The sequence below is a fragment of the Paenibacillus sp. ALJ109b genome, from assembly GCF_010747435.1.
Lineage (GTDB): Bacteria > Bacillota > Bacilli > Paenibacillales > Paenibacillaceae > Paenibacillus > Paenibacillus taichungensis.
Map to the genome: position 1 here is coordinate 85,687 of NZ_JAAIFP010000024.1, position 12,680 is coordinate 98,366.

General features: G+C 46.9%; 9 protein-coding genes. All 9 read left to right on the top strand.

What is annotated here, in order from left to right; all coding sequences use genetic code 11:
- Nucleotides 1-107: 107 nt before the first annotated feature.
- On the top strand, nucleotides 108-2,912 hold the full coding sequence (gene mutS / locus G3352_RS21935) for a DNA mismatch repair protein MutS (RefSeq protein ID WP_163759839.1): 2,805 nt from the start codon (nucleotides 108-110) through the stop codon (nucleotides 2,910-2,912).
- Nucleotides 2,913-2,933: 21 nt separating this feature from the next.
- Complete coding sequence (mutL, locus tag G3352_RS21940) at nucleotides 2,934-5,153, top strand: DNA mismatch repair endonuclease MutL (protein ID WP_163759842.1); 2,220 nt, start codon at nucleotides 2,934-2,936, stop codon at nucleotides 5,151-5,153.
- A 17-nt stretch (nucleotides 5,154-5,170) separates the two neighbouring features.
- Nucleotides 5,171-5,956, top strand: coding sequence for a class I SAM-dependent methyltransferase (locus tag G3352_RS21945; RefSeq protein WP_163759845.1), 786 nt, complete (start codon nucleotides 5,171-5,173; stop codon nucleotides 5,954-5,956).
- Nucleotides 5,940-6,887, top strand: coding sequence for a tRNA (adenosine(37)-N6)-dimethylallyltransferase MiaA (gene miaA / locus G3352_RS21950; protein ID WP_481856321.1), 948 nt, complete (start codon nucleotides 5,940-5,942; stop codon nucleotides 6,885-6,887). The genes G3352_RS21945 and miaA overlap by 17 nt, the downstream gene beginning before the upstream one ends.
- Nucleotides 6,888-7,120: 233 nt before the next feature.
- Nucleotides 7,121-7,342, top strand: coding sequence for a hypothetical protein (locus tag G3352_RS21955; RefSeq protein ID WP_163759852.1), 222 nt, complete (start codon nucleotides 7,121-7,123; stop codon nucleotides 7,340-7,342).
- 234 nt (nucleotides 7,343-7,576) lie between these two features.
- The gene (gene hfq / locus G3352_RS21960; RefSeq protein WP_017687918.1) at nucleotides 7,577-7,819 is read left to right on the top strand and encodes an RNA chaperone Hfq; all 243 of its coding nucleotides are present in this window, start codon (nucleotides 7,577-7,579) and stop codon (nucleotides 7,817-7,819) included.
- A gap of 168 nt (nucleotides 7,820-7,987) precedes the next feature.
- Nucleotides 7,988-10,666 carry a penicillin-binding protein 1A gene (locus G3352_RS21965; protein WP_163759854.1) on the top strand — a complete coding sequence of 893 codons (2,679 nt, stop codon included), beginning with the start codon at nucleotides 7,988-7,990 and terminating at the stop codon, nucleotides 10,664-10,666.
- Between the two features lie 283 nt (nucleotides 10,667-10,949).
- Nucleotides 10,950-11,513 carry a ribonuclease FAU-1 family protein gene (locus tag G3352_RS21970; protein WP_076289087.1) on the top strand — a complete coding sequence of 188 codons (564 nt, stop codon included), beginning with the start codon at nucleotides 10,950-10,952 and terminating at the stop codon, nucleotides 11,511-11,513.
- A gap of 109 nt (nucleotides 11,514-11,622) precedes the next feature.
- A complete protein-coding gene (locus G3352_RS21975; RefSeq protein WP_076289088.1) occupies nucleotides 11,623-12,594 on the top strand; it encodes an AAA family ATPase in 972 nt (323 codons plus the stop codon).
- Nucleotides 12,595-12,680 lie beyond the last annotated feature (86 nt).

Below are 12,680 nucleotides of genomic sequence, written 5' to 3' on the forward strand. Positions count from 1 at the left end.
TGCCGAAACATGAGGCGGTGGCACGAGATTAAGGTGCCTAACCGCCTTATTGCTCCTTCCGGGACAGCTTCTCTTCCTGACAACATTGGAACGGATGGAGGATACTCATGGCTCAGTATACGCCAATGATTCAACAATATTTGCAAGTGAAGGCCGAAGCGCAGGACGCTTTTCTTTTTTTTAGATTAGGTGACTTCTATGAAATGTTCTTTGATGATGCAGTTAATGCTTCCCGTGAACTAGAAATTACATTAACAGCTCGCGCAGGTGGGGGAGAAGATAAAATCCCGATGTGCGGTGTGCCTTATCATTCGGCTGACAATTACATACAGCGCTTGATTGAAAAAGGATACAAAGTAGCCATCTGCGAGCAGATGGAAGATCCAACGGTAACCAAAGGCATGGTGCGGCGTGAAATTGTACGAGTTATAACACCCGGAACGGTAATGGAAGGCAAGACCTTGGGGGACAAATCCAACAACTATATGGTTTGCCTGACAGGGAATCAGAACACACTTGCCCTGGCTGCCTGTGACTTGTCCACAGGGGAGCTCTATGTGACGTCAGTTCCGTTCTCCCAAGAGTGGCTCAAGGATGAGATCGGAATCTATGAACCTTCGGAACTGGTGGGGGATGCTGCGTTGCTGGATACGGTGGCTACCCAGGCATCTCCAATTGGTCGGCCTGTGGTGTATACACCATGGACGAAGAGCAAGGAAGATTTGGTGCGTCAGCAATTCGGCGAAGCGGTATGGGCACGTCTGGAGCCTGAACGTCAAGCCTGTATAGCGCGTCTCTTCTCCTATTTAAGTGAGACACAGAAGCGTTCACTAGGCCAATTGACACAGGTTTCAACGTATGAGCCGGATCACTTTATGATTCTGGACCCCTTTACTCGGCGTAACCTGGAACTGGTGGAAACGGTACGTGAACGTTCGAAAAAAGGTTCGCTGCTCTGGCTATTAGACCGCACGGAGACGTCCATGGGTGCCCGGATGCTGCGTCGTTGGGTGGATAAACCTTTGCTGCAAAAAGGAAAAATAAATGAACGTCTGGAAGCGGTAGATACGCTGTATAACCAGTTTATATTGCGGGAAGATCTGCGAGCAGAACTCAAAGACATCTACGATCTGGAACGCTTGGTGGGCCGAATTGCCTTCGGTAACGCCAACGGCCGGGATCTGAATGCACTGAAGGTTTCACTGGACAAAATTCCGGGGCTACGTCAGTATTGTGCAGATTCTCCTTCCACGACGCTACAGCACATTGCTGGCATTATGGATGATTGTAGTGATTTGCGAGATGCAATCGGTCAGGCTATCGTTGATGAGCCGCCGGTGTCCGTGCGTGATGGCGGCTTAATTCGTGAAGGGTACCACGAGCGGCTGGATGAGCTCCGGGAAGCCTCAGTGAATGGCAAGCAGTGGATTGCTGAATTGGAAGCCAGAGAGCGTGAAGCAACAGGCATTCGCTCGCTGAAAATTGGTTACAACAAAGTATTTGGGTACTATATTGAAATTACCAAGTCGAACCTCGCTTCTCTGCCAGAAGGCCGTTACGAGCGGAAGCAAACCCTCGCCAATGCTGAGCGTTATATTACACCGGAGCTAAAAGAAAAAGAGACGCTGATTCTGGAAGCTCAGGACAAGATGGTTGATATTGAGTACGGCTTGTTCGCGGAATTGCGGGAACGGCTTAATCAGGAGATCGCCAGGCTGCAAAAACTGGCTGAGCTGGTCGCGGAGATTGATGTGTATCAATCCTTTGCCGTCATCAGTGCAGAGCGCAATTTCGTACGGCCCACATTGACCGATGGTTACGATTTAGTCGTGGAACAGGGGCGCCATCCGGTAGTTGAAGCAGTGATGCGAGATGGAGCTTTCATTGCCAACAATACTGCGATGCAGAAGGAAGAGGCGCGTATTCTGCTGATTACCGGCCCAAATATGGCAGGGAAAAGTACGTATATGCGGCAGGTAGCCCTGATTTCGATTCTGGCGCAGATCGGCTGTTTCGTGCCAGCTGGGCAAGCTGAAGTACCGATTATGGATCGTATTTTCACACGGATTGGTGCGGCAGACGATCTCATCGGCGGACAAAGTACGTTTATGGTGGAGATGGCCGACATTCAGGTCATGACGGATAAAGCAACACTCCGCAGCCTGATTATTATTGATGAATTGGGCCGGGGGACGTCTACCAGTGAGGGAATGGCGATTGCCCAGTCTGTCATTGAATATGTGCACGATATCATTGGGTGCAAAGCGCTGGTATCAACTCATTTCCATGAGCTTGCTCATTTGGAAGAGAGTTTAGACAAGTTGGCGAATTACTCCATGGCTGTTCAAGAGAGCGGGGACAAGGTTAATTTCCTGCGTAAACTGATCGCCGGGGCTGCAAGCAGCAGCTACGGAATCTATTGCGCGCGGCTTGCAGGTCTGCCGGACAGCATCATTGAACGGGCGAATGGCTTGCTGCACGGTTTCGAACATGCGGCGGCTCAGGTTGCGGTTGGAAGCGAATTTCCCGGGAAGGACAAACAGCAATCGGGTGATCATGCTCGAGATGGTGCAGAGTTCCAGTCAACTGATCATTCGTCATGGATTCGGGAGCAGGAATCTATAGAACCTGTCGAACTCACTGTTGCGACTGAAGATCCAGTACGGAAACAACAGGACAAAAAACTAAACGGCAAGCAGCAGTCAGGCTCCAAACATGCTGATGTGGTTCAACTGTCCATCTTTGGGGATGAAGAGCCAAGTGTAACTCCGAAAACGGAGGTTGTTGCCCTTGACAAGCCTGCCAGGGAGTTTATTCGTAATATGAAAGATATTGATGTAATGAACATGACGCCACTTCAGGCGATGCAAATACTGAATGATCTCAAATTAAAGGCACAGCAATTATCCTGATTATAGGGGAGGGGAAAACCTGTGGCGAAAATTCATGTGCTTGATGAACATATTGCCAACCAGATTGCGGCAGGTGAGGTGGTCGAACGGCCTGCTTCAGTTGTTAAAGAGTTGCTCGAAAACTCGGTGGATGCAGGCGCCTCCAAAATTGATGTTACGGTGGAAGAGGGCGGACTGCTCCGTATTCGGGTCAAAGACAATGGTTCCGGTATCGAGCCGGAGGATATGGAAAAGGCCTTCTATCGTCATGCAACCAGTAAAATAGCTCATGGCCGCGATCTGTTCCAGATCACAAGTCTTGGATTCCGGGGAGAGGCCTTGGCGAGTATTGCCGCTGTCTCCAAAGTGGAAGTGTTATCAGCCAGCGGGAATGACGGGCGAGGACGCCGAATCGTGATTGAGGGCGGTAAACTTCTCTCACATGAGGATGAAACCTCACCCCAAGGGACGGACTTTGAGGTAAAAGAACTATTTTTCAATACGCCAGCTAGGCTTAAATATATGAAAACGATCCAGACTGAGCTGGGACATATCTCGGATGTTCTCTATCGCATGGCGATGTCTCATCCTAACATCTCGTTCACACTGCGACATAATGAAAATACGCTGCTTCAGACGCTGGGCAATGGGGATCTGCTGCAAGTGGTTGCAGCAATCTATGGTACAAGTGCCGCCAAAGCGATGCTCCCCATTCAGGGAGAGAGTCTGGACTATCGTGTGAGTGGGCTAATCAGTTTGCCGGAATGGACTCGTGCCAATCGTGGCGGCATGTCAACCATTGTGAATGGAAGATTTATTCGGAATTACGGACTCAACCAGGCTATTCTAAAAGCGTATCATACGCTGCTGCCCATTAATCGGTTTCCGCTTGTCGTGGTGCAATTGGAAATGCATCCGTCTTTGGTGGATGTGAACGTGCACCCGGCGAAGCTGGAGGTTCGTTTCAGCAAGGAAGCGGAGCTGTACGAGTTTGTGGAAACGACATTGCGTGGAATATTACGGAAGGAAGTGCTTATTCCTCAGGTAACCAAGCAGCAAATCAGACGTGGAGATAACAGTTCCTTTATTCAGGAACAATTTCTGTTCCCAAGAGGTCCTTTAAAGGATGAATCGGAATCTGCGGGGTATGGGCAACAGGGTCCATTAGGGAAAATTGCTGGCCTCGATAAAACGACTTCAGAGGACGATGATCTGGATGCTCCGGCTGATGTGGCTCCGTCTGATGTGCAATCAGTTCCTGATGGAAACGGTGAGGGTCAGTCGCTGCCATTGCCTGAAGCCCCACCCGAGATACCACCATCCTATGACCCATTCGGAATGTTGAGCGGGGACCTAGGATCAAATGTCCTGAAGCAAAATTATAGTCCTGACGAAAACTCTCATAGTGATGAAGCTTCTGCTGTGAGTGGGAGTACCGCTGCTAACGCAGATCGTGCTGCGCAAGATGCCTTGCCTTTAACTGAAGATAAGGGGCTATCTACTTCACAGGCTCAGGCTGCTGCGTATCGTTCCAATTCGGTGAATTCTCCGGTTAGAGAAGGGCGTTCATCTTATAATCCATCTGCAGTGGCTGCAAAAGGAGAGCGGAGCTGGAAGGCTCCAAGTTTACCGGACCCGGCAAGGCTGGCATCAGCCATTAAGTCGGATGTTTCCATGCCCGCGTTTCCCGAGCTAAGTCTGATTGGGCAGCACCACGGGACGTACTTGATTGCACAAAATCAAGATGGTCTATATCTGATTGATCAGCATGCTGCCCATGAACGGGTGAATTATGAATATTACTACGAGCAGTTTGGTAATCCTGCTCAGGCTTCGCAGGAGCTGCTGTTGCCCATTACACTGGAGTTCACACCATCCGAGACCGAAAAGCTCAAAACAAGACTGGCTTGGTTCGAGCAGGCAGGTGTCTATTTGGAACATTTCGGTGGGCAGACTTTCCGGGTGCGTTCCCACCCGTTCTGGTTCCCTAAGGGGGATGAGAAAGACATTATTGAAGAGATGTCAGAATGGGTGTTGAGTGAACGTAGTATTGATGTTGCCAAAATGCGAGAAGCGGCCTCCATTATGTGCTCTTGCAAAGCTTCCATTAAAGCCAATCAGAAATTGACGGATCAGGAGGCGGAAGTGTTGATTCAGCGACTAGGTTCTTGCCGTCAACCATATACTTGTCCACACGGGAGACCGATTGTGGTGTCATTTTCAACCTATGATCTGGAGAAATTGTTCAAACGGGTCATGTAGCTACTTAGGAGGAAGTTATGTATATTACAACCGGTGAAAAGGAAGCAGGCCACCTTGTGGAACGTGCACGAAACCTGGCGGAAACAACAGGAGGGACCTATGTACCGCGCAAAAAAATGTCTTTACCTGCACTAATTGCACATTATGGGATAGATGAAATTGTAGTTGTGCTTCAGGGTAAAGTTCGTTTGTTTCGTCCGGATTCACCGCTGCTTGAGTTTCACCCCAGTATGGGATTTGTTCGGGCCAAACGTGTGTTAAATGGAGAAGCTGATCCGATGCTGGACGCAGGGGCGATACTTGAAGGGGATACTGTTATCGATTGTACAGCAGGATTGGGCACCGATGCTCTGGTATTCTCGGTTGCTGTAGGCAAAAGTGGTCGGGTCATCGCTTGTGAAAGCTCCCTCCCACTGTACACGTTATTAGTAGAAGGCATGTCTCAATATGAGAGCATTAAGCCTGCGGTGAACGAAGCTTTCCGGCGCATTGAGCTGCGGCATGCAAATCATCTCGATTTGCTGCGTTCCTTGCCAGACCGAAGCTGTGACACGGTATATTTCGATCCGATGTTCCGTGAACCAATGCTTGATTCAAGCGCCATTCAGCCTTTGCGAGATTATGCGAATCCAAGTGCACTGGATGAACAGAGTATTATTGAAGCGAAAAGAGTTGCCCGCAAGCGGGTAGTTATGAAAGAGAAGCGCGGCAGCGCGGAGTTTACAAGACTCGGTTTTGAAGTACATGACCGGGGCAATGCAAAAACACTGTACGGAGTGATTAATGTTGAAAGCGGAAGTTAAACCGAAGCTGCTCGTGCTGGTTGGACCAACAGCGGTAGGCAAAACAAGAATGAGTATTGAGCTTGCACAGGCGTTCAATTGCGAGATTATTTCGGGGGATTCCATGCAAGTATATCGCGAAATGGATATCGGAACGGCCAAAATTACTCGCGATGAAATGAAGGGTGTGCCCCATCACCTCATCGACATCCACGAACCGGAATACCCCTATTCCGTGGCGGAATTTCAGGAGAGCTGCACACGTCTGATTGGGGAAATCCATGAGCGCGGCAAGTTGCCTTTTATTGTTGGTGGTACCGGTCTGTATGTGGAATCGGTATGTTACGGCTTTCAATTCTCGGACAGCGGCTCAGATGAAGCGTTCCGGGATGAACAGTTCCGTTATGCAGAGCAACATGGCCCGCAGGCATTACATGATAAGCTGAGAGTCATTGATCCAGTTAGCGCAGAACGACTGCATCCGAATGACCAGCGCCGAATTGTTCGTGCACTGGAGATCTATCACCTTACAGGTGAAAAGTTGTCCGAGCAGCTGGCTTCCCAGAAAAAAGAGTCTCCATATGACCTGCTTATTGTGGGGTTGACAATGGATCGTCAGAAACTGTATGCCCGAGTGGAAGAACGAATTGATCTTATGATCGAGCAGGGACTGGTAGATGAGGTTAAGTCTTTACTAGAGCGTGGCGTAGCGAGAGGACATATCTCCATGCAGGGACTCGGCTATAAGGAAATTGCGGCTTATCTTCAGGGTGAAGTAAGCTGGGATGCTGCGGTGGAGTGGCTGAAAAGGGATACGCGTCGTTTTGCCAAGCGGCAATTGTCCTGGTTCCGGCATATGAAAGATATTGAATGGGTGGATATGACGGATACCGAAGATTTTGCAGGGAATTATGCCCATGTATGTGAGATGATCAAACGCAAGTTTGACTGAATATAGAAGGTGGAATTTGCCACCTATTAGGACTTTAGAACCTCTATCTTTTAGAAATAAAAGGTAGAGGTTTTTACTTTTTCATATGAGATGATGTCATTAAAAGAGAGAATAATCGATGGTGTATACAGATTTAAGCAGAGAAATTCATTGTAAAAAAATAACATAAATATTAAAATGAATTCACATGACAGTTTATTTGGTTTTATTCCTAAGGTGAAGGGGGAAATTTTATGAGTGCAGAACCGAGCGGAGTGGCAAGTTTATATCTCTTTTTCTCAGGATTGTTTGGAATTGGTTTCGCCATTGGAGGTCTTGTCGCATTAATTTGGTTAATTATTGTTCTAATCAATACCAATACATACCTAAAACTCTTAATCAATGATAAGAAGAATCGAAAAAATATTACGTTAGTCAGAGAAGAAGAGAAACCGTATACAGATTCGGAAAAGTAGAAGGGAAACGTGGGAAAAGGTAAAATTTGTCCCTCTTTTGCAATTCTGACAAGCGGTGTATAATGGATAAGTCTTCTAGTTGCAAGCGAAGCTCAGGCATAGGTGCAAAATAGCAGACAAGGGGTTTTTGTGGATTATATGAATCCGTTCATGATATAATAGCACGAAAGCTACTCAGCGATATTGAATATGACTTATAACACGAATTCAAATGAACCAATGGGGGTACGGCTAATGAACAAGTCCATCAACATCCAAGATACGTTCTTGAACCAACTGCGGAAAGAAAACATTCCAGCTACAGTCTATTTGACTAATGGCTTTCAAATCCGCGGAACGATCAAGGCATTTGACAATTTTACGATCGTCATTGACAGCGACGGACGCCAGCAAATGGTCTACAAGCACGCCATCTCCACGTTCACGCCGCAACGCAGCGTATCGCTGATGCAGCAAGATAATAGCGGCGAAGCTTAAAAAATTACGAAACCTTTTTATCAACCATTTCGTCTACATGTATAGGAATTGAAACAGAGCAACCTGAATAAGGGTTGTTCTTTTCATTCCGGGCAAAATAAGCTCTATAGGAGTTTGAGCCAGCAGACGAATAGAAATTATGCAACTGAAAGGGAGTCAGGAGGTAACATGCCAAACGATCCGTTGTCGAGGTCTAACAATCGCAACAGTAATAACAAGTCAACCAAAAAAGCGAAGCCAAAGACCTCTAAAAAGAAAAAAATTACGGGTAAACGCGTTGGATGGACACTGTTTTTCACCATGGCAATCGCCATATTCTGTGCACTGGGTGGATATTTATTTATTATGGTGAGTGGCGAAAATCTGCTCAAAGCCAACAAGGACAAAACAACAATCAATGAAACTTCAAAAGTATATGATCGTAACGGACAGTTAATGGGCGAGTTGTCCATTCAAAAGCTGGAGCCGGTCAATGAAGAAGATATTCCGGATTTGGTAAAGGAAGCTTTTGTTGCTACGGAGGACAGACGATTCTACGAGCATCAGGGCGTGGATATCTGGTCCATCGGACGGGCGGCGGTTAAAGACGTCATGGCCCGCTCCATGGTGGAGGGTGGTAGTACACTGACTCAGCAGCTTGCGAAAAATATGTTCTTGTCCCGTGACAAAACTTTCTTCCGTAAAGCGACGGAGGTTTCCATTGCAATGGCATTGGAGCGCAAGTACTCAAAAGACGAAATTCTGACGATGTATCTGAACCGGATTTTCTTTGGTCATCAGCGTTATGGTATTAAGGCTGCGTCTGAATTTTATTTTGGGAAAAAAGATTTAAACGAGCTTAAATTATGGGAAATTGCCACATTGGCAGCGATGCCTAAAGGGCCTTCAGCTTATAACCCGCTGAGCAATCCCAACGATTCCAAGGCAAGACGCGCTGTCGTATTGCAGCTGATGTATGAGCAAGGTTACATCACCAAGGCGGAAATGGATGAAGCCAAAGCAGTAGATTATAACTATACACCGCCTGAGAAAGATCAAAAGTATCAAGCCTTTATCGATTATGTTCTTCGTGAAGCAGAAAAAGTGACTGGTAAAACGGAGGATGATCTGAATATCGGCGGGTACAAAATTTACACGACGATGGATGCTCAGGCTCAAACAGCCATGGAAAGTGCTTTCTCGGATGATAGTTTGTTTGAGTCAAGTAAAGATGATCAGCCAGTTCAAGGCTCCATGGTAATTATGAACCATGAAAATGGCAGTCTCGTCGCCTTGATGGGCGGGCGGGATTATCAAACAAAGGGCTACAGCCGGGTAACACAGAGCCGCAGACAACCTGGATCGGCATTTAAACCGATTGTGACTTATGCACCGGCTCTTGAATCAGGTAATTACAATGCAAACTCAGCTCTCAGTAATGAAAAGCAATGCTTCGGCAATTACTGTCCGGGTAACTTGCATGGGTATTCTTCTACCATTAGCATGACGGATGCCATTACAAAATCGGAGAATATCCCGGCAGTATGGCTCCTAAACAAAATTGGTGTGAATACAGGTGTTCAGTTTGCAAAAAGCGTAGGTATCCAGCTTACGGATGAAGACAAAAACCTGGCGATCGCGCTGGGTGGTCTTAGCAAAGGTACGAATACGCTGGAAATGGCGCAAGCCTATAGTGCATTCGCTAATCTGGGTGAGTACCAGCAGGCGTATTCCATTAAGGAAATTAAGGATAGCGCTGGGAAAACAACCTATAAACACGATAAATCGGAAACAACACGTGTCATGAGTGAGCAAAATGCTTATTCCCTGACTCAAATGCTTCAAAATGTCGTGAATGACGGTACAGGTCGTTCAGCACGTCTGGATCGACCGGTTGCTGGTAAGACGGGAACCGTTCAAAGTGGTATTTCCGGCAACAGTGCCAACCGTGATGTTTGGTTCGTCGGATACACGCCAGAATGGACTGCGGCAGTATGGATGGGTTACGACAATCCAGATGCAAACCATATGCTCAAAAATAGCAGTAAGCTGTCAGCGGCGTTCTTTGCCAAAGTTATGGGGGATGCGTTGAAAGGAGTTCCTGTGAAGGACTTCAAAGCTCCAGCAGGTGCCCAGACACCTCCACCGGAAAAAGAACCAGAGCAGCCAACGCTATCAGTGAGTGGCTTGAATGGTGCTTATGATCCATCTACGCAAACTGTATCGTTGAATTGGACTTCAACGGGGGATTCCTCGACACAGTATCGGATTTACAGAAAAGAAACATCTGAGGGACAGTTCACCCACCTCATTGATGCAGTTGGTTCGACCAGTGCACAGGATCTAAGTGCGCTCCCTGGTCTCACTTATGAGTATTATGTAACAGCATATGATCTGGCTTCCGGACAGGAGACGAATCCGTCCAATACCATATCGCTGATGATTGAAGCAGAAGAATTGGAACCGGAACAGCCAGATATGGGCACGGAGCCGGGAACGACGGAACCGGGTACTGAACAGCCTGGAACAGAAAATCCAGACAACGGTTGGCCGGGGAATGGAAGTTCTGAGGGTAACAATGGCAACGGCAACGGCAACGGAAATGGTAACAATGGTAACGGCAACAATGGTAACGGCAATAATGGAAATGGAAACAATGGCGGAACAGGCCAAGGGAACGGACAGACCGGGGAAGGAAACACACCGCCTGGGCAGGGAACAACAGATCCTGGAGGTACGGATGAGGGTTCCAATGATGGGTCTGTAACGACACCAGGCGAAGTGGTCACGCCACCAGATAGTGGAAACAACGGTAACACTGGAGAAACAGATACACCTACTGATTCTCAAGCTGGAACTGGCGGTTAACAAGAGTAAGCCGCATTAAATAATTACAGCCTAAAACCTGCTCCCTGATGTTGGGGAAGCAGGTTTTTTGGTTTGTGTAACGTTTGGCATGGAATCATAGCTCTCCAATAGATGGGGAAAAGCTTGATTTTGAGTGTATAACTTAAATATGGTAAGCTGTAACTATTCGTAATACGTTGTGCAAAGCGGATTCAGGGACTTGTGGAATCGGTAATGCGGACGTTATTCGCTGTTCACCAATATCAGCAGGTCACGGACCTGTGGTCGGCAAAGAGGGGTTCGTATGAAACGGAAATTCGGGGACCGCGCGAACTGGCGCCGGATTACGAACCGACAATTTACATGCCGGTTCGTTCAATCCAAAATTTTTACGGGTTACATTACGCTGTATACGATCCAAGATTTGAAAGAGCCTTTGTGGAAAACCTATGGAGGAAGTACCTTCTGCATTGCGGATAAAGGTTATTCCTGGTTGCAGTATTATCCGAAAGGCGAGCACTTTGTTGTTACGGCCATGTTTGACGATCAGGAGCGGATTGTTGAATGGTACATTGATACATGCCGTAGCCAGGGCATAACCGATCAGGGTGTTCCATGGTTTGATGATCTGTATCTGGATGTCGTTGTCCTGAAGGATGGAGAAATATTTTTGCTGGACGAGGATGAACTTGAAGATGCTCTTTCTCGTAAGCACATTACGACGGGGGATTATGATCTGGCTAACCGGACAGCAAAGGAATTGTTGCATGCTATTGATGCTCATGTGTTTCCCTATTTCCAACTGTCTCTGAAGCATAGACAGACCCTGTTTGAGAATGGGGAGTTCAGAAAAAATATTCAGATTTGAGTTATGGAAAAGTCCCATAATTCTTCGCCATACTTCTAATATTAGAGCACCTGATAGAATACATTAATAATCAGGAGAGTTCAGCCCGATAAAATAGAGGTGATGGCGAATGAACGGACGGGTCATGGCTGCAGGAGGGCAACCGGGAGGCAGACCATCCAGACAAATTAATGTTGTTTTGCGTAACCAGGAACCTCAGATGCTGGTCAAAGAAGAAGAGACAGCAATACAAGCAGCAAAAGGTTTAGCCAAACATGCGCATTTTCAGGAAATTCAAGGTGAGTTAGAGCAACTGGTTGGACTTGAAAATATCAAAGATTTAGTATTTGAAATCTATGCTTTCTTACAGATTGCCCAGATGCGTACCGAAGCTGGTCTGATAAGTGGGGCGCACGTGTATCATATGATTTTCAAAGGCAATCCGGGAACCGGAAAAACAACGGTAGCACGAATTGTTGCGAAGCTTTTTCAGAAGATGGGTGTATTGAGTAAGGGTCACTTGATTGAAGTGGAACGTGCAGACTTGGTCGGAGAATACATTGGGCATACGGCACAGAAAACCAGAGACTTGGTCAAGAAGGCATTGGGTGGAATTTTGTTTATTGACGAGGCGTACAGTCTGGCTCGCGGGGGCGAGAAGGATTTTGGGAAGGAAGCTATCGATACACTTGTAAAGTCAATGGAAGATAATAAGAATCAATTTATCCTCATCCTAGCTGGATACTCGGAAGAAATTGATTTTTTTCTACAGACGAATCCCGGATTACCTTCCCGTTTTCCGATCCAGGTTGAATTTCCAGACTATAGTATTGATCAATTGATTCAAATCTCCGAAATTATGGCCAAGGAACGTGACTATATTCTGATGCCACAGACCATACTCAAACTAAAGCAACATTTGCTTCAGGAAAAAAATGAGTCTCTTCATGCGTTTAGCAACGCCCGATATGTCCGAAATGCCATTGAACGATCGATTCGCCATCAGGCAGTTCGACTATTGGAACAGTATACCCAGGGGAATCCGGGAAAACTGGAGCTGATGACCATTCGCACAGAGGATTTGAAGTTTGATCAAAAGTAAGCGATAATATAATTTTTAAAGTAGCCGGCCGGGTTAACCGGTTCGGCTTAAAGCATGCTATGGAACCATGGTGGCACAATATATGC